Origin of the sequence: Arcanobacterium urinimassiliense, assembly GCF_900119495.1 — a bacterium.
GTDB lineage: Bacteria > Actinomycetota > Actinomycetes > Actinomycetales > Actinomycetaceae > Arcanobacterium_A > Arcanobacterium_A urinimassiliense.
In genome coordinates, this window is the sequence record NZ_LT632435.1 from 596,691 (window position 1) to 619,687 (window position 22,997).

The 22,997-nt window shown below is 50.8% G+C and carries 17 protein-coding genes and 3 tRNA genes; 10 read left to right on the plus strand and 10 right to left on the minus strand.

Annotated features, from left to right (window positions below):
• Position 1: 1 nt before the first annotated feature.
• Together BQ7117_RS02745 and BQ7117_RS02750 are read right to left on the minus strand one after the other, a co-directional pair.
• Positions 2–2,086 carry an Eco57I restriction-modification methylase domain-containing protein gene (locus tag BQ7117_RS02745; RefSeq protein ID WP_202613017.1) on the minus strand — a complete coding sequence of 695 codons (2,085 nt, stop codon included), beginning with the start codon at positions 2,084–2,086 and terminating at the stop codon, positions 2–4.
• A complete protein-coding gene (locus BQ7117_RS02750) occupies positions 2,083–2,301 on the minus strand; it encodes a YlcI/YnfO family protein (protein ID WP_073996088.1) in 219 nt (72 codons plus the stop codon). The genes BQ7117_RS02745 and BQ7117_RS02750 overlap by 4 nt, the downstream gene beginning before the upstream one ends.
• A 584-nt stretch (positions 2,302–2,885) precedes the next feature.
• Here BQ7117_RS02750 and BQ7117_RS02755 point away from each other — a divergent pair.
• From BQ7117_RS02755 to BQ7117_RS07900, 5 genes are all read left to right on the plus strand, one after another.
• Positions 2,886–3,587 (plus strand): FadR/GntR family transcriptional regulator, encoded by a 702-nt coding sequence (locus BQ7117_RS02755; protein ID WP_073996089.1) that lies wholly within the window; start codon positions 2,886–2,888, stop codon positions 3,585–3,587.
• Positions 3,588–3,923: 336 nt separating this feature from the next.
• Positions 3,924–5,381: a four-carbon acid sugar kinase family protein gene (locus tag BQ7117_RS02760; protein WP_073996090.1), complete on the plus strand. Its 1,458-nt coding sequence runs from the start codon at positions 3,924–3,926 to the stop codon at positions 5,379–5,381.
• A gap of 55 nt (positions 5,382–5,436) precedes the next feature.
• The gene (locus BQ7117_RS02765; RefSeq protein WP_073996091.1) at positions 5,437–6,321 is read left to right on the plus strand and encodes an NAD(P)-dependent oxidoreductase; all 885 of its coding nucleotides are present in this window, start codon (positions 5,437–5,439) and stop codon (positions 6,319–6,321) included.
• Positions 6,321–7,400: a GntT/GntP/DsdX family permease gene (locus BQ7117_RS02770; RefSeq protein WP_272914089.1), complete on the plus strand. Its 1,080-nt coding sequence runs from the start codon at positions 6,321–6,323 to the stop codon at positions 7,398–7,400. Before BQ7117_RS02765 ends, BQ7117_RS02770 begins: the two co-directional genes overlap by 1 nt.
• Entirely contained in the window at positions 7,327–7,761 is a 435-nt protein-coding gene (locus BQ7117_RS07900; protein ID WP_272914090.1) for a GntT/GntP/DsdX family permease, read from the plus strand. The genes BQ7117_RS02770 and BQ7117_RS07900 overlap by 74 nt, the downstream gene beginning before the upstream one ends.
• 117 nt (positions 7,762–7,878) lie before the next feature.
• Here the strand turns inward: BQ7117_RS07900 and BQ7117_RS02775 are convergent, their stop codons facing one another.
• Complete coding sequence (locus BQ7117_RS02775) at positions 7,879–9,489, minus strand: choice-of-anchor M domain-containing protein (protein WP_161939412.1); 1,611 nt, start codon at positions 9,487–9,489, stop codon at positions 7,879–7,881.
• Between BQ7117_RS02775 and BQ7117_RS02780 the strand changes: the two genes are divergently transcribed.
• Positions 9,464–9,793 (plus strand): GntT/GntP/DsdX family permease, encoded by a 330-nt coding sequence (locus tag BQ7117_RS02780; RefSeq protein ID WP_237563040.1) that lies wholly within the window; start codon positions 9,464–9,466, stop codon positions 9,791–9,793. The genes BQ7117_RS02775 and BQ7117_RS02780 overlap by 26 nt on opposite strands.
• Before the next feature lie 117 nt (positions 9,794–9,910).
• On the opposite strand, the gene BQ7117_RS02785 is transcribed toward BQ7117_RS02780, so the two are convergent.
• The 5 genes from BQ7117_RS02785 to BQ7117_RS02805 all read right to left on the minus strand — a co-directional run bounded on the left by BQ7117_RS02785 (position 9,911) and on the right by BQ7117_RS02805 (position 17,319).
• On the minus strand, positions 9,911–12,610 hold the full coding sequence (locus BQ7117_RS02785; protein WP_073996093.1) for a choice-of-anchor M domain-containing protein: 2,700 nt from the start codon (positions 12,608–12,610) through the stop codon (positions 9,911–9,913).
• 184 nt (positions 12,611–12,794) lie between these two features.
• Positions 12,795–13,280 carry a hypothetical protein gene (locus BQ7117_RS02790; protein ID WP_073996094.1) on the minus strand — a complete coding sequence of 162 codons (486 nt, stop codon included), beginning with the start codon at positions 13,278–13,280 and terminating at the stop codon, positions 12,795–12,797.
• A gap of 205 nt (positions 13,281–13,485) precedes the next feature.
• Positions 13,486–14,208 carry a YggS family pyridoxal phosphate-dependent enzyme gene (locus BQ7117_RS02795; protein WP_073996095.1) on the minus strand — a complete coding sequence of 241 codons (723 nt, stop codon included), beginning with the start codon at positions 14,206–14,208 and terminating at the stop codon, positions 13,486–13,488.
• Between the two features lie 19 nt (positions 14,209–14,227).
• Positions 14,228–17,041, minus strand: a complete 2,814-nt coding sequence (locus tag BQ7117_RS02800) for a DEAD/DEAH box helicase (RefSeq protein WP_084789835.1) — start codon at positions 17,039–17,041, stop codon at positions 14,228–14,230.
• Positions 17,042–17,245: 204 nt separating this feature from the next.
• A tRNA-Lys gene (locus BQ7117_RS02805) sits at positions 17,246–17,319 on the minus strand.
• A 308-nt stretch (positions 17,320–17,627) separates the two neighbouring features.
• On the opposite strand from BQ7117_RS02805, the gene BQ7117_RS02815 reads away from it, so the two are divergent.
• Both BQ7117_RS02815 and BQ7117_RS02820 read left to right on the plus strand, forming a co-directional pair.
• Positions 17,628–18,557, plus strand: coding sequence for an ATP-grasp domain-containing protein (locus tag BQ7117_RS02815; protein WP_073996097.1), 930 nt, complete (start codon positions 17,628–17,630; stop codon positions 18,555–18,557).
• A 92-nt stretch (positions 18,558–18,649) separates the two neighbouring features.
• A tRNA-His gene (locus tag BQ7117_RS02820) sits at positions 18,650–18,725 on the plus strand.
• Between the two features lie 47 nt (positions 18,726–18,772).
• Here BQ7117_RS02820 and orn read toward each other — a convergent pair.
• Together orn and BQ7117_RS02830 are read right to left on the minus strand one after the other, a co-directional pair.
• Positions 18,773–19,420 (minus strand): oligoribonuclease, encoded by a 648-nt coding sequence (gene orn / locus BQ7117_RS02825; protein ID WP_272914091.1) that lies wholly within the window; start codon positions 19,418–19,420, stop codon positions 18,773–18,775.
• A gap of 33 nt (positions 19,421–19,453) precedes the next feature.
• Positions 19,454–19,526 (minus strand) — tRNA-Arg (locus BQ7117_RS02830).
• A 104-nt stretch (positions 19,527–19,630) separates the two neighbouring features.
• Between BQ7117_RS02830 and BQ7117_RS02835 the strand changes: the two genes are divergently transcribed.
• Both BQ7117_RS02835 and BQ7117_RS02840 read left to right on the plus strand, forming a co-directional pair.
• Entirely contained in the window at positions 19,631–21,184 is a 1,554-nt protein-coding gene (locus BQ7117_RS02835) for a GTPase (RefSeq protein ID WP_073996099.1), read from the plus strand.
• A 207-nt stretch (positions 21,185–21,391) separates the two neighbouring features.
• Entirely contained in the window at positions 21,392–22,843 is a 1,452-nt protein-coding gene (locus BQ7117_RS02840) for a GTP-binding protein (protein WP_073996100.1), read from the plus strand.
• Positions 22,844–22,997 lie beyond the last annotated feature (154 nt).

Below are 22,997 nucleotides of genomic sequence, written 5' to 3' on the forward strand. Positions count from 1 at the left end.
GCTATTTCATCTCCTTTACGTGAGACTCGATGAACTCAATTTCCTCATCATTGAGACCGTACTTCGCATAGAGCTGGCGGTCGATATCGGCAACGGACTGCGACCAGTCGATATCGGAGTTAGAGGTGAAGTCTTGGAGAGGAATGTAAGCCCACTTTTCAGGGGAGTTATGCTGAGTAATTTTGAGGACACCTAACATACATCTGGCATATTTTGTCTTTATATATCTGAGCGCGGCTTTAGCTTCTTGATTGGTATCGAATGGCCCAATGCTGATAAAAGTTTCAGTATGCCCTATTAAGGGCTGCCCTATTAAGGGCGTAGCAAGGTTCTCTCCTAAAGCACCGGAGCCATTAGCTGCGGGTAGAATAACTTTAAATTTTTCAAGATTATCGTTCTCGGCTATATAGTCCCTTCGCACCCACTTATAAAGCCGTTTACCGCCAAGTTTTCCGTACATGGATATATATTCATGCCCATCAGTAGGTTTATCTTCCAAAAAGAAACGCGGGAACCTCTTAAACGCATCGGACAAAACACGACTATCTGAAATCTGCTTCATCTCCTCAGGCTCCTCTTCGTATACAAGTTTGGAAAACCTATATACGCCTCTATTTGAAACAATCTGGTTTAGCCATCGTTGTTCGCGTGCGAGAGTTTTCCGCAAGATCGAATTTAATTCAGGAAAAGCCGTGAAAGTACCAATTGCGCCGAAGTTATTGTTTTCATCACGATACGTAATCGCCACGCCACCTTTAATGTCTGTGTTTGGGAATATCTTTGATGCATCTGCTTCGTAACGCATAACCTTAAAATGGTCATCTTCCAGCATCTTCTTATTCCAGGGCTTCGGAGTGCTGCCCGCATTAAACAGGAACCTAGCGGGCGTAACGAGCTCCACTTTGTCAGATACCTCGAATGCAGCATCCATGAATTCATGGTATATGGGCGGCGCAAAGGTCTTATTGCCGTTCCCCTCAGTTTGGTATGGCGGGTTTCCAATCACCGCATAGAACTTCTTTTCCATATCTGTAGCCTTGCCTTTCAATATGGCGAACTCGAAGGGCTCGTCGTTCTGCCAGTCGTATATCACACACAGAGGAACCGTTTCTTTCGGATTCTCTTCTTTGGTTTCTTCGGTTGATTCGTCAGGGAACACGTCACCGAACAGGTCAAACAGTGACGGTTGTATCTGCTCCGGTTCGAGATCTTCGAACGTCCCTAGGGTCGACTCCACCTCAGCATCCATCTTGTTGGTGGGTACGGCGTCAGTGAAGCCATTCATCTGCCAGAAGTTCCAGGAAATGATCCACGCCGCCTGCTCGAGCTCGTCCTGCTCAGCATCCGCCCCCCAACGGTCGCGGAGATGTTCGGTAAATGTCTCAAGTACGTTGATTCGCGCAATAAGTAAATTGTCGCCTTGGTATTCGAAGCCGTACGTTGACTGCAGTGCATTAAGCGCCCAGCGTACCCACTCTTTACGGGTTTTGGTATTCTCGGTTACGACACGCAGTTTGCGGTCTAAGAAGCCCACGCGCTCATGCACAGGCAATTCATCTCCCGTTACGGTGTCATAACGTGAACACACGAAAGGTGCCTCTCCACACGTAATCTCAAGCCACGGCGCCTCTACGTAGGTATGCCAACCACGCTCCTTAGATTTGGGAAATTCAATCGGCTCATTAGTGACCGCCCATGTCTTGGTTCCGTCATCCGCAAAGACCTCGGTATTGAATATATCGCGTCGGCCGAACCACACCTCATCCAAGTCGTTGTTCATCTGGTTGCATAACCACGATGGAGTAAACACCTCGGCGCGGCTCTTGGTGCGTTGAGATTGCTTCTCCTGTTCCTTTGCTATACGTGGCTTGACGACGCCTGAGTTCATGCCCGTGATCTTTTCTGCGGTTATCTCATCGTCGCCCATATAGCCGTCGCCTAAGGCCTCGTATTCGTTGTCGGCCCATATAATGTTGCGTCCCGTCGTGTGGTCGCACAGTAATGTCTTAAGAATGAAAATCGGGTATCGGCGGTCGAAGGACTCTATAAAACCTTCGACCGACATATCGTGGATTGGCTCGGTCACGGGTTACTGCCCTTCTTCGCGAGCTCTTCGATCATGCACGTGCGCACGAAGGCTGAGAAACTCATGCCTCGGAGGGCTGCCTCCTCCTTGGCAGCATCACGCAGGGTGTCGGGGATGCGCAGAGTCACGGAGACCTGGTCGCCCTCTACTAGGAAGCTTCTGATTTCAGTCTCGTCGGGGTTGCTCTTGATGAGCTTCTTGTAGCCGTCAGACATTTGCGCCCCCTATCGCTCGAAATGCAATACAAATGCGTTTTAAATATTATAACGTAGCAGTACGGTCACGCTATCGCTCATGCCTTTTTGCTTGTGTGCCGAATTGACCCGCTGAAAGGTTTTCAGATTGAAAATTGCGCAAGTTTAGGTAAAAAGCACGAATTTTCTCTATGTGATTGCGTTATCGTCGGTGAAAATATAAGAAACAGAAGAATATTCAATGGCTTGTAGATATGGGTAAATATAAGGAGCGTTTATCTCGACGTGGAACTAGTATTACTAGATCTGAATACGAATATATTAAGGCAGTTGCTGAGGGGATTTGTCCTGAGTGTATGGATGATAGTGAAATAAAATAAATAACTTTATAGTATGAATAAAGAATTTATAGTTTTACATTGATATCCACTTAACGTTAAATCTGGAGAGAAGATAAAATCTTAGTTGCTTCAAAATATGCCAGAATAAAAGGAAAAGCAGAAGATAATGGAAACTGCTGGTACGTTAAACAATGGGAATAATAAAATAAGTATTTTATTTTCTCGATGATTTAATGAAGTAACGCGAGTCAGGAAGAGAAAACTGTGGCCAGAGATTTAGTAGTGCGCGCAACCAATAGCATTTTGGCTCATATTTCCTGCGGTGAATTTAGTGAAGAAAAACCGCTCCCTCCGGAGGCAGAATTAGCCGAACTGTTGGGAGTTTCGCGTTTAACTATGCGTGAAGCAGTGCGCATATTGCAAGATCGCGGAGTGCTGAAAGTAGTGCACGGCCGGGGTACCTATGTGCGCCCGATATCTGAGTGGCGGGATTTAGCTACGATTGCCACCTTCCTCTCTCAACAAATAGATCCTTTGGATTTAGGCTTTCAGTTGCTGGAAGTGCGCCGCATGATTGAAGTGGGCGCATCGGGCTTAGCTGCTGAACGGCGTAGCGCAGAGGATTTAGCGGCGCTTGCGGCAGATTTAGAGCGCTACGAGGAAGCCGCCGCCGCGGGAGACGTAGAAGCGGTGGTAGATGCGGATATGGATTTCCATCAGCATATTCAATCTGCTTCAGGCAATCCGTTTATAAGTGCCGTCATGATGCCTTTAGAGAGTGCCTTGGCGCGTTCGCGGAGTGCTACTTCCGCAGATGAGCGGGTGCGGCGGCGCGCGCAGGGGCATCATCGTAATGTATATAAAGCGATATTGGCAGGGGATGCCAGTGCGGCAAAAGATGCGATGCGCGGGCATATGACGCAAACTGCAGAAGATTTAGGTAGCTTAAAATCGCGCAAGGCTTAAGTGAGCATAGCTAGAAAGTGCAGCTATAAATGCGAGCCTAATAAGCTACGAGCGAGCGGCGATGAATGCCAAGCCACGAGAGCGCGGCAGTAAGCGGCAGTAAACCAGAGCAAGCGGTAGGGCGCAAGGCCTAAGCCGCAAGTTGCCGAGATTGATTTCTAAATTGAAGCCCGGCGGGCGCCTTTCGCATGCCGCAGAGGCTGATTTTTCCTCATTTATGAGCCGATTTGCCAATAATGATTTAACAAGATACGCTAGCAATTAATCAGACCTCAGAGCTCAGAGAGTGGCCGGGGTGGGACTTATTTCATAGCAATGCTACGAGGGGGTAGAAAGATGGCTATATTTTTGCCGGAAATTCTCGCGGGGATACCAGAGAACCCGCAAACTACGGCAGCACAGGTGCGGGAAGCCCGCCAAAAAGCGCAAGATACACGCGTATATGTGGTGCTCGATGACGATCCGACGGGTACGCAGTCAGTAGCTGATTTACCGGTACTCACTGCTTGGGAGCCGGCAGATTTTGCGTGGGCATTTGCCAGTGGGAAACCCGCCGTCTACGTAATGACGAATTCGCGTTCTCTTTCCCCCGCTGCGGCTGAGAAAGTGAATCGAGAAGTGGTATCTGCCGCTTTAGAAGCCGCTGCGGCCACTGATACGCAGTTAGCCTTCGTATCGCGTTCAGATTCGACGCTGCGTGGGCACTTCCCCTTGGAGCCGCTCACCATTATTGACGAAACTGAAAAATGCCGGCGCGCTAGCGGAGAAACGGCAGCCAAAGCGGTAGACGGCATTATTCTCGTGCCGGCTTTCGGAGATGCGGGGCGAATCACTGTGCATGGCGTCCACTACGCTGGTGCAGAGAAAAGCGGATTCGTGCCGGTAGGAGAGACGGAATTCGCTAAAGATGCCAGCTTTGGCTATAAGGCTTCTTATTTGCCGGAATGGGTGGAAGAGAAGACGGAAGGAAAGATCCCTGCCGCTGCCGTAGAAGTGCTGGAATTAGCGGATATACGCACCAATTTGCCGCAGATTATAAACCAGCTAGAGGCAGCAGAAAATGGGCAAGTGCTGGCAGCGGATATCGTCACCGAAGAAGATTTGCGCCAGCTAGCGCTAGCGTTAATTGCGGCAGAAGCTGCTGGTAAAGAATTCGTATATCGGGTAGGTCCGCCTTTTGTGCGGGCTCGAATTGGTCAGAGTGTGCATGCGCCGCTGAATGACGAAGAAATTGCCAGCGCGCGCGGCGATCGGGAGTTAGCTGCGGGCGGTTTAATAGTGGTGGGATCGCATGTAGACCTCACTACTCGCCAGCTCAATCAGCTTCGCGAGCAGGAGCAACTTCCGGAATTTGAGATTGATGTGCAGCAGGTGATAGATCCGGCGTTGCGCGGTGCGCATTTAGCGGAAATCGTGGAAAAAGCGGTAGCTGCGCTGCAGAGTGGAAATGCGATTGTGCGTACTTCTCGTAAATTAGTGACGGGGAAGGACGAAGACGATTCGCTAGCTATTTCCCGCGAAGTCTCGGCAGCGGTAGTGGAAGTGACGCAGAAAATACTGCAAGCCTGCCCGCCCCGTTTCGTGGTGGCAAAAGGCGGCATTACTTCCTCGGATACTGCTTCGAAAGGCCTTTCGATTCGGCGCGCCAAGGTGGTGGGGCCGATGCTGCCGGGAATAGTTTCCCTCTGGACGGCTCTGGAAGGCCCGGCGCTAGGGATTCCGTACATCGTATTCGCTGGAAACGTAGGCGATGAAACTTCGCTCGCCGAAGTAGTAAAGAAACTTTCTAAATAACACTTTCTAAATAACAAAGAAAGCCCGTAATAAATTTCAAAGGAGAGATTAAATTATGAAAATTGCTGTGATTGGCCTGGGGGCTATGGGATATCGGATGGCTACTTGGTTAGCTAAATCTTTTTCCGTAGTGGGTTACGATATTGCTTCTGAGCGGATGGAACTAGCAGCAGAAGCGGGAGTAGATACCGCTACTTCGGCAGCAGCTGCGGCCACCGATGCAGATGTGGTGGTGGTGGCGGTGCGTAATCGCGCCCAACTAGAAGAATTGCTCTATGGGAAAGATGCGATAGCGCCGGTGATGAAAAAGGGAGCTGCTGTGCTGCTCACCTCGACTATCGGTATGCAGGCAGTAGAAGAAATCGCCGCTAAGTTGAAGGAAGAAGGAATTCACCTCATCGATGCTCCGGTATCGGGTGGTCCGGTGCGCGCTGGGAAAGGCGATCTGCTGATAGTGGTGGGTGCCTATGAGGATGCCTACGCTTTTGTACAGCCGGTATTGGAGAAAATGGCTTCTACTCTGGTCTGGGTAGGGAAGGCTCCTGGGCGTGGGCAGGCTATGAAGACGGTAAATCAGTTACTCTGCGGAGTACATATTGCCGCGGCTGGAGAAGCGCTCGCTTTAGCTGGGCGTCTAGGTTTAGATCAAGAAGTAGTACTGGATGCATTAATGGCAGGAGCTGCCGAATCTTTCATGCTGGGAGATCGCGGCCCGCGCGCAATCGAAGCGTATCGGGGAGAGACTTCCGAAGTGAAATCGCGCCTAGATATTTTCGTAAAAGATATGGGCATAGTGACGGCGGCGGCCAAAGCGGCCGGAATTGCGGTACCGGTAGCGGCAGCGGCCGAGCAAGAGTACCTGCTGGGTTACGCCAACGGGCAAGGAGCTATGGATGATTCTTCCGTCATTCACGTAATTGCTCCGGAAACGAGGCCGTAGTGAGTACTGGAGCACTATTAGGTATCGCCCTCGGCGCGATAGTAATTCTGCTATTTTTAGTAATTAAAATTCAGCTTTCTGCATTCGTATCTATGCTCCTAGTGGCAATGGGTACGGCTCTAGCGACCGGTATTCCGGTGGAGAAAATAGTGCCAGTAATGCAGAAAGGCATGGGCAATACTCTCGCCTCCGTGATGATAATCGTGGGTCTCGGCGCAATGCTGGGGCGGATAATCGAAGTCGGAGGTGGAGCAGACGCTTTAGCGCGTAAATTCACCGCTTTATTGGGTAAGAAACGGGTAGTTGCGGCGGTGACGGCATCTGCTTTCATCTTAGGTATCCCCGTATTCTTCGACGTAGGGTTTATTATCCTGGCGCCAATCGTCTTTGGTTTTGCCCGCGTGGCAAAAATAAATCCAATAAAAATTGCCCTTCCGGTGGCCGGTGCACTTCTCACGGTACACGTGACACTGCCTCCTCATCCTGGGCCGGTGGCGGCGGCGGGAATTACCCAAGCAGATGTGGGTACTTTGCTGCTAGTAGGCTTACCGATTACGGCGATTACGGTGGTAATTGGCTTTTTTGCCGCCAAATTAGTGCGCGTGCAGGGAATAAAATTGCTGGATTCTCCGGCGAATATCCCGGCCGCTGCGAGTAGTGAATCGGATTCCGGGCTTCCGGCAAGCGGGCAAGCTAGCTCTGGGGAAAAAGAATCTGGCAATTTATTGCAAGATACCGCGGCGGCGGTGAAAACCAGAATGGCCAGTATCGGTGCCGGCACAGTAGTGATGCTTATTCTGCTGCCGATTTTGCAAATCATGCTCGGCACAGTAGGCAACACAGTTCTGGAAAAAGATTCTCCGGCGCAGCATTGGTTAGGGTTTCTGGGATCCTCCGCTATTGCTCTACTCACCGGCGTGATAGTTGCCTACTTAGTAGTGGGGGCATCGCCTCGGGTGGTCTTTGCAAAAGCGGGGTTCGATTCTGGATTCCGCGCTTCCCGATGTGGCAGTGATTGTATTCGTCACCGGCGCGGGCGGAGTATTTGCCAATGTGCTAGTCGAATCAGGCATTGGTAAAGCTCTCTCTGGCGCACTTATAAGCATGAATATGCCAATCATAGTCGCTGGATTCATAATTTCTTCGGCGCTGCGTGCTTCGCAAGGTTCGGCCACTGTAGCTATTTTGACTACAGCCGGTTTACTTTCTGAATCTATTGCGGCAGCTGGCTACAGTGATTTACAAATAGTACTAGTCACTCTAGCTATTGGCTTCGGGGCCTTGGGGCTTTCTCATATCAACGATTCGGGATTCTGGATAGTCACTAAGTATCTCGGATTGACAGTGAAAGATGGGTTAAAGACCTGGACGGTACTCTCTACCGTCTTTGGAGTTACTGGCTTCTTACTCACCTGTGGAGTATTTGCAATAGTCTCCTAAAGGCTAAGTGCTCGTAGTAAAAGCGGGGCGGCAGGATTTTCCTGCCGCCCCGCTCCGTTTAGTTAAACACGGGGATGGTCTTTAATTAGTCCGTCCGTTATCCCGTCGATTAGACCGTCAGTTATCTCGCTCTTTCTTACGCCGCGTCAATAACGCCCAACTGCTTGCACCAGTGAAGGCAATAATTCCGGCGCCGAGCAATATCCACTGCCACAGCGGTGCATTTACCGTCTCCAAAGTGCCATTTACTGGATCTAATAGCGCCAGAGGAGATTCGGCCGCTAAATCAGTTTCCCCATCGGCTTTTTCTTCTGCATTGGCGCTCTCAGGGAGGAGAGAATCTAAAATCTGGGTATCTACCCCCTCCAAGGCGCTCGCTGTGATATCTTCGAGCGTATTTTCACTCTTTGCCCCAGTATTCTCTCCCGCACTCTTTCCCGGTAAATTGCCGTTGAGGCGGCGCAGCAATTCTTCTATCGGGAGCGGCGCTTCACTGGTAGTACCTGGAGTAGTTCCTTTCTGAGCAGAAGCAATGGCTTTATCTCCCACTAAAAAAGTAGCCTGCAGAGGTAGTGAGAGCGATGTGCCGTCTTTCAGATGTAGAGTGTAGAGAAAAGTGAGCTGGTATTTGCCCGGAGCAGTAAAATACATGGCCTGATGGTCATGCGTTGGCTGCGCGTAATGCAGGTGCAGATGCGGATCTGCCGAATCAAGGCGCTTGGCAAATCCGCCAGTGACGAGCGAATCGTTACCGCTAATAAAGCGACCCGGCCCCGAAAAATCAGTGATTTGCACGGTGACGCCGGTCGAATTTAACTGCCCATAATCTACCCTTAGGGTGGAAAACCCTACCCAAGGCACTCCTTCTAGTTGCGCTTCTGGCAACGCCCATACTCCCTGTGGAGCTAGTCGCCGCAACTCCGCATAACCCCGCGCGTCCGCCGGTATTTGACTATGGGTGCTATCGGGTACTGCGTAGGCAAAACTACCGGAAAGATGCTGGCGGGGTTGGCGCGGATCGGCAGTGTCTTCTACGAACGTTTGCGCCTTACCCGCTCGATATGCCAGAGCTTGATCCATGTGGCCAGAAGTGATTAGGTATTGCCGCGCTGAATTATCGGGGGTATTTTCGCTCTCCGTGCCGGCTTCCCCTGGCTGATTGGGGGTATCTGCGGGGAGAGGTTCGTAATCTTTTTCCCCGGTGAGGTGGCGCAGCTCTTTAATAGTGGAATCGCCTACTGCGAAATAAATCGTCTGAGATTTGTAAGAAAAACGCCCGGTATTATCGGTGCTCTGCACATCGAAAGCCACTTCGTAGAATCCAGGGCGATCAAATACGTGTATAAGTTGATAAAGACTGCCGGCTGAATCGTATTGCTCTTCGGGGTAAGAAGCCGAATCGAGGAGCGGAGAAAAATTATCTTTCCCAGTATTTGCGCGCTTTTCCACCAGATATCTGGCAGATTCTGGCCCGTTAAATACACCAATATTAAAAGAAACCGGCTCCGAGCGGTGCTCTTTATCTAGTTGGCGAAAATCAAAATTAAGGCTGCTGTGGCGATCTGCAGCGCCTAATATCCAGCGTTTTCCTTGGGGAGTATCTTGCTGTAGAGAATCTGGTACTTCCAATACTGGATTTTCAATCCGTTTTCCCGCCTTNGGCATTGGTAAAGCTCTCTCTGGCGCACTTATAAGCATGAATATGCCAATCATAGTCGCTGGATTCATAATTTCTTCGGCGCTGCGTGCTTCGCAAGGTTCGGCCACTGTAGCTATTTTGACTACAGCCGGTTTACTTTCTGAATCTATTGCGGCAGCTGGCTACAGTGATTTACAAATAGTACTAGTCACTCTAGCTATTGGCTTCGGGGCCTTGGGGCTTTCTCATATCAACGATTCGGGATTCTGGATAGTCACTAAGTATCTCGGATTGACAGTGAAAGATGGGTTAAAGACCTGGACGGTACTCTCTACCGTCTTTGGAGTTACTGGCTTCTTACTCACCTGTGGAGTATTTGCAATAGTCTCCTAAAGGCTAAGTGCTCGTAGTAAAAGCGGGGCGGCAGGATTTTCCTGCCGCCCCGCTCCGTTTAGTTAAACACGGGGATGGTCTTTAATTAGTCCGTCCGTTATCCCGTCGATTAGACCGTCAGTTATCTCGCTCTTTCTTACGCCGCGTCAATAACGCCCAACTGCTTGCACCAGTGAAGGCAATAATTCCGGCGCCGAGCAATATCCACTGCCACAGCGGTGCATTTACCGTCTCCAAAGTGCCATTTACTGGATCTAATAGCGCCAGAGGAGATTCGGCCGCTAAATCAGTTTCCCCATCGGCTTTTTCTTCTGCATTGGCGCTCTCAGGGAGGAGAGAATCTAAAATCTGGGTATCTACCCCCTCCAAGGCGCTCGCTGTGATATCTTCGAGCGTATTTTCACTCTTTGCCCCAGTATTCTCTCCCGCACTCTTTCCCGGTAAATTGCCGTTGAGGCGGCGCAGCAATTCTTCTATCGGGAGCGGCGCTTCACTGGTAGTACCTGGAGTAGTTCCTTTCTGAGCAGAAGCAATGGCTTTATCTCCCACTAAAAAAGTAGCCTGCAGAGGTAGTGAGAGCGATGTGCCGTCTTTCAGATGTAGAGTGTAGAGAAAAGTGAGCTGGTATTTGCCCGGAGCAGTAAAATACATGGCCTGATGGTCATGCGTTGGCTGCGCGTAATGCAGGTGCAGATGCGGATCTGCCGAATCAAGGCGCTTGGCAAATCCGCCAGTGACGAGCGAATCGTTACCGCTAATAAAGCGACCCGGCCCCGAAAAATCAGTGATTTGCACGGTGACGCCGGTCGAATTTAACTGCCCATAATCTACCCTTAGGGTGGAAAACCCTACCCAAGGCACTCCTTCTAGTTGCGCTTCTGGCAACGCCCATACTCCCTGTGGAGCTAGTCGCCGCAACTCCGCATAACCCCGCGCGTCCGCCGGTATTTGACTATGGGTGCTATCGGGTACTGCGTAGGCAAAACTACCGGAAAGATGCTGGCGGGGTTGGCGCGGATCGGCAGTGTCTTCTACGAACGTTTGCGCCTTACCCGCTCGATATGCCAGAGCTTGATCCATGTGGCCAGAAGTGATTAGGTATTGCCGCGCTGAATTATCGGGGGTATTTTCGCTCTCCGTGCCGGCTTCCCCTGGCTGATTGGGGGTATCTGCGGGGAGAGGTTCGTAATCTTTTTCCCCGGTGAGGTGGCGCAGCTCTTTAATAGTGGAATCGCCTACTGCGAAATAAATCGTCTGAGATTTGTAAGAAAAACGCCCGGTATTATCGGTGCTCTGCACATCGAAAGCCACTTCGTAGAATCCAGGGCGATCAAATACGTGTATAAGTTGATAAAGACTGCCGGCTGAATCGTATTGCTCTTCGGGGTAAGAAGCCGAATCGAGGAGCGGAGAAAAATTATCTTTCCCAGTATTTGCGCGCTTTTCCACCAGATATCTGGCAGATTCTGGCCCGTTAAATACACCAATATTAAAAGAAACCGGCTCCGAGCGGTGCTCTTTATCTAGTTGGCGAAAATCAAAATTAAGGCTGCTGTGGCGATCTGCAGCGCCTAATATCCAGCGTTTTCCTTGGGGAGTATCTTGCTGTAGAGAATCTGGTACTTCCAATACTGGATTTTCAATCCGTTTTCCCGCCTTGTTCTCTATGCTTGCCGCTACGCGACTAAAAGGTGTGCCGTCATCCTTTTTATCGGCAGTGAAATACCCGCGCAGAGTATAGGCGCTAGGTGTGCTGGGATGAGGAAGCCAAGCCTCCTTTACAATCTGGAGAATCTGGGCGCGAGCCGCTTCGGGGCTGAGTGGAGCTGCGCCCGGAGTAGGAGAGGGGGTTTCCGTTAATTCGCCCGCTGCCTGCATCTGCGCACGTAAATCTTCGGCTGATACTTTTATTTCTCCTATAGAGCTAGTGGTGCCGGGCTTTAAACCTACTTCCGCATCGCTTCCTACCAGCCAAGTAATATCGCGGGGAGCGGTGGCAGTTTGCCCTTTATTCACATCTTCATAGCTGGCTTGGAAGCGCAGCTGGTAGGCACCTGCTTTGGTGAAAGTCCAATTCCAATGCCCGTGTGCCCCTATTTTTAGCTGCAAAGGAGGCAAGTTTTCGCTCGTAGAGAGCCCGCGCGTCAGTTCTTTTTGCCCGATAGTGCGCCATACTTCCACTTTGCCGGGGCCTTCTGCCTGAAGTAGAGAAAGGGCCACTGTGCCATTTTTTATGTAATCCGGTAAAACTTTTTCATGGGCCGTATCAAAAGCGCCAATTCCCGCCCACACCGGCCGCCAGTTATCTATCTGCTCTTGCGGTGCGCGCCAAATAATGTCCCCTGGTTCACCCAAAAAAGCGAAAAGCGATTTTCCGGGCACCACCCAGCGAGATACTTCTACTCCGTCTTCTGCGCGGGCATCGGGAGCGAGGCGTACACACACAGAAGCGGGATCTTCGACGACGCTTTGCCCATCTACTACGCTGATATCCATCTTCCCAGCTATTTCAGTTACATAGGCGGCATCTACGTGGGAATGGTGCAATAATTTTTTCCCGGCGCAGATATGCGGCACTTTTCCTTGCGCATCCGGCGTAGCTTTCGGGTCGGCACCTGGCGTGCCAGCTGGTACGCGGTAATCGGCGGGGAGGTAATCTCCATGCCCAGCCGCTCCAGCTTGATGATTGTTCTCTATAATTTCTGCTGGGGCCGCCGCTATTCCAGTATTCTCCGCCGTTTGCGCAAAAGCTGGAATTGGATTGAGCAGTAGTGCACCGAGTAATCCCGTAAATATTTGCCGTTTCCGCAATTTCATAGCACCTTCCTAACAATTCTCCTTACAATGATAACCGTTATCAATAAGGAGAGGGAAGGTAAAAGCTTATTTAGAATGTGAATTCGGGCGCATAGCAATTATTTAGGTGCGTAAGCAGGTAGGTGTAAAATATTAGATGAGTGCAAAATATAGCGGCGTGCAGTGTGCGGGAAAATCTGGGGTATTAATTCGGAATTTTCTCTTCACATTTTGCGATAGCTGCCTCGAGAGCTTTATTATCCGCATCAGTAATCGGAGCGTTGAGTACGTGCTCGAAATCGCCTTCTGCCAGCTTATTGGCTAATTCCGCCGAGACAGTCCCGTAGCTTTCAGCCGCCACGCAAGTAATAAAGGAATCGTAAGACTTTTGCTCTGCTTCATCTAGAGTTGGATTATTTTCAATCTTCAGTAAAAGGCTACTCATTCCCGAATTGTAGGCAGAGAAAGCAGGTTGCCCAGCAATATCGGCTGGAATTTCTACTTCCGGTATTTGAGGCATATTAGAAGAGTTATCCGCATTTGCTTCTGCCGTGCTCGGCACCGCAACGCTTTCAGCCTTTTTATCTGCACCAGCATTAGAATTATCGGCATCGCCGGACGAGCAGGAAGCTACTCCACAAAGGAGCACTAAGCCGGCTGCCGCAGATAGAATTCTGGAAATGATACGCATCGTAACCTCACAAAACGATTCCCGTTAATCGTTAATATCACTTTAGCAAATCTCGCCTGAATAGGGTAATAAAAGGTTCAGCTATGAGTAAAAACTTAGCTAGTTGGTGCCTAGCTAGCTATTACTTAGATAATGGCACCTAGATAGCTACGCGTAGATAGCTTATGCATCATAGGTAGCTGGCACCGGAATGGCTACCGGAAAATTATTTCTGCGCGCGCGGGCCGAACACCGCCGTACCTACTCGTACCTCGGTAGATCCGTGGGCAATAGCTATTTCTAAATCAGAGGTCATTCCCATAGAAAGAATTTTCGCTCCAGATAGCCCGGGCAAAGATTGCATCTGTGCTCCTAGTTCTTGTAAAAGAGCAAAAGAAGCATGTATCTCTTTTTCTACCTCGGTGTTAGCGCCAATAGTCATAAGGCCACAGATTTCTATCTGGGGTAATTCACTGCCGCGGCTCGCTAGTTCTAGTAGCTCTTGCGGGGAGCAGCCAAATTGCGTGGGGGCGGCTGCCGAATTGACTTGGAGCAGTACGGGATAAGGAGCATCAGCTTCTCCGGCTGCTATCCGCGCTTCTTGCCGGCGGTTGATGCGCTGCAAATTTTTTAGCGAATCTACGGTATCTATACGCTGGGCATGATCCATAGCAGTAGAAAGTTTATTGGATTGGATATGCCCGATTACGGAAGTGAAGTGAGGATAAGTAGAAATAGCTGCCTCAGCCTCTACCAGCTGCGGAATTAGATTGTGCCCAAAATAGTTTACGCCAGCCTCCATAGCGGCGATTAAATTTTCTGCCGGCTGATATTTAGCAGCCAGCATTAGCTTTATATCTTCGCCAGCGCGGCCAGCTTTCGCGGCGGCTTGCGCAATTCGCTCTTGTACGCGTGCTATATTTCCAGCAATATCGGGCATCTCCGCCATAGTTTCCTCTTTCTTCGCTCTAGCGCTCTCCCAGATTTATTATATGTACTACTGGCTTGCCTTGCGTATCGGAGGCATCTAAATCTATGGCCGCCCACAGAGCATAAGCTTTTTCGTCTACTCCGTCATCTAGGATTTGCATAGCTAGCCACAGCCGGCCGGGGGCGTGCTCTTCTAACCAAGTGGCTGCTTGATCTGCCTCAGCGCCCGCTTGTAGTAAATCCGCCAAGCTGGGATCTTCGAGAATCTGGAAAAATTCTCCGGCGCGCGCTTTCGTGTCGGTGCCTAGATAATCATATTCGGCAAAATAAGCGTCTATGGCATCTGCCCAGCGGTCGTAATCCCATCCATCTTGAGCATCTAAAGAATCTAATAGTTCTAAATCATCGCGTGCCAGGGCTTCGATTCTTTGGAAGAGTTCTTTTCTTACGGCTTTACGTAATGCGTGCTTATTGCGTGTGTACTGGATATTTCCGGCCGCATCCGCTCCGAAAGGTAGTTCTTCCCCGTTTTGGGCAGAATTGCCGGTAGATAAGACGGCAGAATTTTCCGAGGCATTATTTTCGGGGGCGCTATTCTCTAAGCTACTTGCCCCAGCAGCGGTTTCATTGGCGAGAGCTTCCCACTCGTCTAAAAGTGAAGAATCGATGGCGCGCACTAAATTCCCGAGCCAAGTAATGATTTCGTCTAGTTCGGGAGTGCGCGCTGATAGTGGTACTACCTGCCGGAGCGCTCGATAAGTATCAGTGAGATAGCGCAGCATTACCCCTTCGCTGCGGGTGAGATCATAGAGCGAAATGAATTCACTAAAGGTGAGCGCATTTTCCACCATTTCCCGCACCACAGATTTAGGGGTGAGAGTATGCTCTTTTACCCACGGATTGCTCTGCGCATAAATCTCTAAAGCCGGATTTAGCAACTCCGCCAAAGGAGCCGGCCAAGTGATTTCATCGAGGATTCGCATTCGCTCGGTGTATTCCACTCGCTCTTCTTTTAACTTTTGAAACGCATTTTGCCGGGCTTTCTTTTGCTGCGCGTAGAGGGCGGGCCACGGGTTTTCTTGGACTGCTTCGATAATAGAGAGAGCGTCGAGGGCGTAGTCGGGGCTCTCCATATCTAATAGATCCAGAGCGGAAAGAGCGAAAGGAGAAAGCGGAGTATTGAGAGCGAAATCGCTTGGCACTTCTTTTGCTAGGAAAATAGCTGGTGAATCTGGGTGGGCACGGCGCCAATCGCGGTCTTTATGCACTATCACCCCGGCAGTGCGCAAGGAAGAATAAATTTCGCAGGCCGTGCGGATAAGGAGGTTGCGTTCCGTTTTAGGTGCATGATTATCGGTGAGAAAAGCGATAGTGGCAGCCAACGGGTCCGGGCGCTGCAGCAGATTCAACATGATGGAGTGGTTGCAAACGAGCTGCGAACGCAGCGTCTCCGGAGCTTTATCCCGCAACTGGGTAAAAGTTTTTTCCGACCACTGAAGTTTGCCTTCTTCCGGCTTTACGCGCTGCACTCGCTTGCGTTTCTCGGGGTCATCTCCAGCTTTTCGCAGCCGTCTGGCATTCTCAATCTCGTGCGGCGGAGCTTGCACTACTACGTAACCTACCGTATCGAAACCAGCCCGCCCAGCGCGCCCAGCTATTTGGTGAAATTCGCGCGCCGTGAGGTGGCGGCTAGTTTTACCGTCAAACTTAGTGAGTGCCGATATGAGCACGGTACGAATCGGCACATTAATTCCCACTCCTAAAGTATCGGTGCCGCAAATTACGCTCAATAATCCAGATTGGGCGAGACGCTCGACTAGGCGCCGATAACGGGGAAGCAGGCCGGCGTGGTGCACACCGATGCCGGCGCGCAACAATTTTGAGAGCACCTTTCCGAAGCCCGCTCCGAAATGAAAATCTCCAAGCGCTGCTTGAATCTGGGCTTTCTGCTCTTTCGAAATCAGACTCATAGAGAGCAGCTCTTGGGCTTGGGTGACGGCTTCGCGCTGCGAAAAATGCACTACGTAGACCGGAGCCATATGCGTAGATACCAGATCTTGAATTACCTCTCCGATGGGGTCGGTAGACCAAGAATAGTGCAGCGGGACGGGGCGCGGAGCATCGGAGATGACGGAGACGGGGCGATGGGTGCGCTTCTCTAAATCTTTCGCCAAGAAAGTGGTATCGCCGAGGGTGGCGGAGAGAAGTATGTGCTGTGTAGCGGTCAATTCCAGTAAAGGCACCTGCCAAGCCCATCCACGCTGCGGATCGGCATAAAAATGGAATTCATCTAGCACGGCAATTCCGCAATCTACGTCTGCTCCTTGGCGGAGGGCTAGGTTGGCGAGAATTTCGGCGGTAGCGCAGATTACGGGGGCGCTCGCATTGATAGAGGAATCGCCGGTGACCATGCCGACGTTCTGCGCCCCAAAAAGAGAAATTAAATCGAAGAATTTTTCAGATACGAGCGCTTTTAGCGGAGCTGTGTAGTAAGCGGTACGCCCAGTAGCTAGAGCCGTAAATATAGCTTGCATGGCGATGAGACTTTTTCCAGATCCGGTGGGGGTGGAGATAATTAGATGCTCTCCGCTCACCACCCCGAGGAGAGCCTCGGCTTGGTGAGGATACATTTCTTTGCCGGTGGATTCCACCCAGCGTGCGAAAGCTTCGTATATAGCTTCCGGGGGAGGATTTAAGCCGTACTCATCTTCGAGCTCATCAAGAGCGAGATTGAGCGGGGGCGCAGAATTTTCTGCGGGTGCAGCATTTTCCGTAGGCGCAGTATTCTTCGTAGGCGCAGTCGCTTCGGAAAAACCAGCTGGAGAAGGGGCAGAATTCGATTCGGTATGCATCGCTATTAATAATAGCGGGATTGCTAGGGAAAAAGGCAGGGGAAGATTTTTATTTTTGTGCCATGAATATGCCGTGTAAAAAATTTAAGGCTTAGCGTTTTCGTTTTACGGTTGTACACTGGCTGCGTGCTGGTTATAAACTGGTTTGCGCGATAGATACAGTAATAGCGCGCAAGAACAATTCCTACGCGCTATTTCTCAAAGTACACCGCCTGGGACTCGAACCCAGAACCCCTTGATTAAGAGTCAAGTGCTCTAGCCAGTTGAGCTAGCGGTGCGCACGAAAAGTTAGTCTACTTATCGGTATTTCGATAAGCAAGTTGGTGGCTAAAAGAAAGCGCTGTGAATTCTCGCACAAGCCCAAGCCCAGCGTAAATGCCGGAATTTTCGGTAAAACGAGAGGGGCGAGAAATACCCACAGATTCCTCTTGCACCATTTTTATTAGCAGATAATCTCCTTCGCCTTGTACTGAAAAGTGCAGCTCGCTAGGATTGATATTAGTGCGGGCATTTCCCGTGACTAGCAAATATAGCCATAAAAACGGCTAGTAAATATACGGCAGTAAATACTTCAGGATAGGTGAACGTGTCTCAGCCAATTGTCACTCTCGCTACTAGCGCGCAGTTTCCAAATTTGGATGCTGACGATCAAGGTCTCCCAGACGCTCTGCGGGAGCGCGGCATCGAACCGCGCATAGCTATTTGGGATGACCCCAGTGTTGATTGGGAAGAAGCCGGAATTGTAGTAGTCCGCTCCGTGCGTGATTACGCGAAAGACCGCGATAAATTCGTCTCCTGGGCGCGTTCCGTACCGCGTATTCTCAACTCTGCCGAGACCATGGCGTGGAATACCGATAAACACTATCTGCAAGATTTAGAGCGCTTGGGCTTGCCCACTATCCCCACTATTTGGCTAGAGCCCGAGCAAAATTTGTCGAAGCGCCTAGTGAATTCGCGTTTCCCGGCTCTTGGTGATTTCGTGGTGAAACCAGCAGTATCTTCCGGCGGGCGTGGCACGGGCCGTTATAAGGGCGTGAATGCGGAATCCCGCGGCGAAGCTATTGCTCATGCCATGTATGAGCTGGGGCGGGGGCGCTCAGTGATGGTGCAGCGCTATTTGAAAGAGATTGACGTAGAAGGCGAAACTTCTCTTATCTACTTCAACGGCCTAGCTTCACATCAGGTAGTGAAAGCACCTATGCTGCATCCGCGCTTCAGCTCCGTAAAAGAGCAGCAAGTGGTAGAAGAGAGTGTGCGCAGCACCGGCGCTTCGATTGAGATGTGGACTTGGGGAGAGAAGATCCGGGGAGCTCTGCAGGCTTATATCAAAGAAAAAGTTGGGCACAATGAGCTCTTGCTCTTCAATCGAGTAGATATAGTGCGCGGCGATAAAGATTCTCCAGAAGATTTTTACGTAATGGAAGTTTCTCTTATAGACGGTTCGCTCTATCTGCAAGCCGATGAGAAAAACCTCGGGCGTTTCGCCGACGCCATCGCTGCCCGCGTCTTTTGGTGATTGCTATCACCGTAAGTTGTTTGGAGGGAATCCGTAAAGCTTGATATAGTTTTACAGCGTTACCGCTTCACATAAGGTGAAGCGCGTACATGGTGATTGTAGCTCAGTTGGTAGAGCACCTGGTTGTGGTCCAGGGGGTCGCGGGTTCGAGTCCCGTCAGTCACCCCATTTTTATTTACGGTTTATTTTGTTTGCCGGCGTGCTTCAATAGCCCGTTATTTTGTTTGACGATGCGCTTCGAGAGCCCGCTGTTCCGTCAAATCAGCTTTTATCTGTTTCGCAATTTTTTTCGCCACTCCGCTTTCCGGGCCGTCTCCGGCCGGGAAAAGCGCACTGCGATAGTAGCGCAACTCGTCAATCGAATCGTAAATATCTCCCAGTGCCTGGTGATTACCCGTCTTCTCCGGGGCAGCGAAATATACGCGCGGATACCAGCGCTTCGCTAATTCTTTAATCGAAGATACGTCGATAATCCGATAGTGCAAGAAGTCAGTCAGCTCGGGCATATAGCGCGCCAAGAAAGAGCGATCAGTACCCACGGAATTGCCACCGAGCGGAGCTTTCTTCGGCTCTTTCACGAAGCGGCGAATATAATCTAAACTCTGCTTCTCGGCTTCTGCCAGATCCAATCCTGTATCCCATTTTTCTATTAACCCGGTGGTGGTGTGCATCCGGCGTACAAAATCATTCATTCCATCCACGGCACTCTGCGGAGGCTTAACGATTAAATTCAATCCCGCATCCAAGGGCTGCAAATTTCCGTCCGTCACCACGACCGCAATCTCTACAATGGCGTCTTTTTCCAGATCCAGCCCGGTCATTTCCAAATCAATCCAAACAATTGGAGCTTCTTGCCCAGCCAAAACATTCACCTCGTTAAAATAGGAAAACCCTAGCGCCTCCAGCGGGACTCGAACCCACAACCTACGGCTTAGAAGGCCGGTGCTCTATCCATTGAGCTATGGAGGCCAGCACTAAGTAAATCTACTCGGTTTCAGGAAAGTCTAGCAAGCCCAGTGCCCGCTTGCTGGTGGATAAGTAATAAATGCAATATATAAGTGCATAATAGATATATGGATACGAATTCTCTTCCGCACCACCACATCGAATTAGTACAGAGTACAATTGCGGCTCTGCACAATGCGGAGCTACCGCTCGTAATGCCGGGAGCAGAGGAACTAAATGAAACGCGCAAAATGCTCCTTACGCAGCTAGAAGCGCGGATATTACCTCGTTTAGAAGCGGAAGATATGCCGGCGCTAGTGGTGCTAGGTGGATCTTCGGGGGCGGGAAAATCTACGATTGTGAATTCGCTCCTCCAGGAAGAAGTTTCTGCTGCGTCAATCATGCGCCCTACCACGCGGATCCCGGCAGTTGTGCTGCACCCAGCCGACGCCGCTGCTTTAGATAAGCATATGCTGAAAGAATTAGGCACCTACTGTGTATCAGAGGCAGCTATTCCGGGGATAGTAATAGTGGACGCTCCGGATTTAGATACGATTGAGCAGGAAAATCGGGAAATTTCTAACCGTCTTTTAGATGCGGCCGATTTATGGTTATTTGTGACGACGGCGGCGCGCTATGGAGATGCGGTAGCTTGGAATACTTTGCAGCTGGCGCGGCAGCGCGGAATTACCTGTGGAGTTATTTTGAATCGGGTGCGCCCGGAAGCGATAGATACTATTAGCCGGGATTTACGCCAGCGCATTAACGATTTAGGGATGGAAGATAGCCCGCTCTTTATTATTCCCGATCAAGGGGCGATGGAAGGATTATTGCCGGCTGCCGCCGTAGCTGAGCTCCAAAACTGGTTGCAGGTGGTGGCGGAATCGAAAATGGCTGATAGTTTAGTGCAGCGCACCACGGCAGCTACTTTCCCTACTCTGCGCACCGATTTATTACGGCTGGCAGACGGCCTAGAAGCACAGGAGCATGCACTTATAGATTTACGCGATAAAGCGCATGAGGGAGCGCGGGCGCCGCTGGAAAAGTTAGTGGCTAATATCGAAGCGGGAAGATTTGGGCAAGGTGCTCCTACCACGGCCTGGTTGGCAGCGGCCGCGACCGGAGGGCCTTTGGCTGGCCTAGTGGCTCTGAAAAAACCTCCGCTAGTATTGCGCCGCTACAGTGCTAAGCGAGATTTAGCAGCTCGGCAAGTATTTGATCCGGTATTTACTTCTGCGAAGTTGGCTTTGGCACAAGGAATCGTGACGGCGCAGGCCGCTATCGAAAAATCTTGGGAAAAAGACGCGGTAGATACCAGCAACTTTGTGCCGCGCGCGCGGCAGGAAATAGATTCGGAAGAATTGGTGAATAAGGCGCTGGCGCGGTGGCAAGAAAATTTGCAGGTATTAGGGAGAAATTGCCGAGCTAATGCGTGGCTAAGCCCTGCCGGTAACGCCGCGTTAATCGGTGCAGCGGCCGGAGGTATCGTAGGAGCGCGGCGCGTGGCCGCCAAAATCTCGCTAGAGAGTTCGGTCTGGGAGGCGCGGCGGACGTTAGCTCAAATCGTGCGGGAGACGCTTGCCGAATTAGTGGCTTGCTATACGAGCGTCTTAGCAGAGGTAGAAGTAGGAGATAGCACGGCCTTACGAGCGCGCGCGAGTGAATTTTTAGCGGAATTTTAGCGGGGATTATTAGCGGAATTCTCGGTGTCATTCTGCGGGGGCTTTTCGGCGTCATTTTCCCTATTAGGTAACTATGCTAGGCGCCCTAGTAGTCGCGCCGCTGATTATAGGTGCCCGGCGGCGTAGAAAAGAAAAAATGAAAGATAATCGCTTATTATAGAGCTTAGATGGAGCAGGGAAATTAGATGGAGTAAGGAAAGGGGAGCCGTGGCAGAGAGTGCGCATTTTTCGGCGCAGACGCAGCAGCTATATCAGCGTTTGGAAGATATGAGAGATATGCTCCAAACGGCGGCTCCTTATTTTCCTGATCAGGTGCGGGAGCGCGCCCTAGCTGATTTAGAAAAAGTGGAAAAACGCCTCCATATCGGAGGGAATTTTGCCGTAGCTGCCTTGGTAGGGGGCACGGGTTCTGGAAAATCTACGCTTTTTAATGCGCTGACGGGTCTAGAATTTGCCGACGCCGGAGAGCTCCGCCCCACCACGGAACGCCCCACTGCTTGTGCCTGGAGCGAGGAAGCGGTTGAGCTGTTGGATTATCTGGAGATAGAGAGAAGTCGGCGCATTGTGCACGATTCAATTCTCACTCCTACCCCGGCCGAGTTAGAAGGTCTAGTATTGCTCGATCTCCCAGATCATGATTCAGTGAAGATTGGCCACTCCTTGCTGGTCGGGAAAATTCTTCCGCTAGTAGATGTATTGATTTGGGTAGTTGATCCGCAAAAATATGCTGACCATCTCCTGCATCGCGAATACTTGGAAGCCTTAGCTGATCGGGCAGATTCCATGCTGGTGGTCTTAAATCAAGTAGATACTTTGCCGGCGGGAGGCGCAGATCGAATTATAGAAGATTTGCGTGGCTTGCTTATAGAGGATGGCTTAAAAGATGTGCCTATCTACCCCGTTTCGGCGCTGCAAGGGCAGGGATTGGAACCCGTAAAAGCAATTTTACAGGCGGCAGTGCAACGCCCCAATATTACGCAAATGACGGCGGAGGCCGAATTAGCGGCGATTTCTGCGCGTTTACGGGTGTATGTAGGAGAAGGAGAAGCGGAGTTGCGCGGTGCGCCCGCGGCAGATTTTGCGGAAAAGATTTTCCGCGCTTCCGGTTTACCTTCAGTAGTACAGTCAATCCACGATTCTGGAAAAGGCTGGTTCCGCCCCGCGGTTTCCGCCCCCGACCGCCCTTCACACACTATGACGGTCGCAATTCGCGATGCCTGGGAAGCACATTTAGTGGCGGGAATGCCTGATCTATGGGAGCAGGCGCTTTGCCGGGCTTTGCCCACTCCGGAGCGAATGCGGAAAAATTACGGCTTAAGGCTGGCGAAAGTGCCTGCGAAGCCAGTAGCTCACTATCCGCGGTGGTTTTTTACGCTTTTCGCCGCTTTGCTCTTTGCCGGAGGAATAGCCGGTGCGGTACTCGGTATACCATGGGCGGGAGAACCGCCGCGCATTGCCTTAGTAGTGGCGGCTTCGCTCGGAGCATTTTTACTTTTCCGTATCGGGAAATACTGGTTGGAATACAGTGCCCAGCGCGCCGCCGCGCGTTATGAAGCGCGCATCCAGGCAGAGATTAATTCGGCAGTAGAAGCAGATTTAATTGCGGAGCCGGAGAAAATTTTGGCTTTGCACCGCCGGGCGCGCGAAATTCTCCATTGATTTACTATCGTTTAAGCACTTTCGCGTACTTATTTTCCGTTGGCTTACTTTCGCTGCAGCGCTCTCGCTAGCGTACTCTTCACTGAGGCGTTCTTTATGCACAGCTTTGCATCGGCAATCTGATTTCCACAGCTGCTAAGAACGCCGTACTTAT

What these genes read in the sequence shown, in the direction of transcription:
- BQ7117_RS02750 (WP_073996088.1), bottom strand. Translation starts at nt 2,301, where the DNA reads ATGTCTGACGGCTACAAGAAGCTCATCAAGAGCAACCCCGACGAGACT.
- BQ7117_RS02760 (WP_073996090.1), top strand. Translation starts at nt 3,924, where the DNA reads ATGGCTATATTTTTGCCGGAAATTCTCGCGGGGATACCAGAGAACCCG.
- BQ7117_RS02765 (WP_073996091.1), top strand. Translation starts at nt 5,437, where the DNA reads ATGAAAATTGCTGTGATTGGCCTGGGGGCTATGGGATATCGGATGGCT.
- BQ7117_RS02780 (WP_237563040.1), top strand. Translation starts at nt 9,464, where the DNA reads ATGCCAATCATAGTCGCTGGATTCATAATTTCTTCGGCGCTGCGTGCT.
- BQ7117_RS02785 (WP_073996093.1), bottom strand. Translation starts at nt 12,610, where the DNA reads ATGAAATTGCGGAAACGGCAAATATTTACGGGATTACTCGGTGCACTA.
- BQ7117_RS02790 (WP_073996094.1), bottom strand. Translation starts at nt 13,280, where the DNA reads ATGCGTATCATTTCCAGAATTCTATCTGCGGCAGCCGGCTTAGTGCTC.
- BQ7117_RS02795 (WP_073996095.1), bottom strand. Translation starts at nt 14,208, where the DNA reads ATGGCGGAGATGCCCGATATTGCTGGAAATATAGCACGCGTACAAGAG.
- BQ7117_RS02800 (WP_084789835.1), bottom strand. Translation starts at nt 17,041, where the DNA reads ATGCATACCGAATCGAATTCTGCCCCTTCTCCAGCTGGTTTTTCCGAA.
- BQ7117_RS02835 (WP_073996099.1), top strand. Translation starts at nt 19,631, where the DNA reads ATGGATACGAATTCTCTTCCGCACCACCACATCGAATTAGTACAGAGT.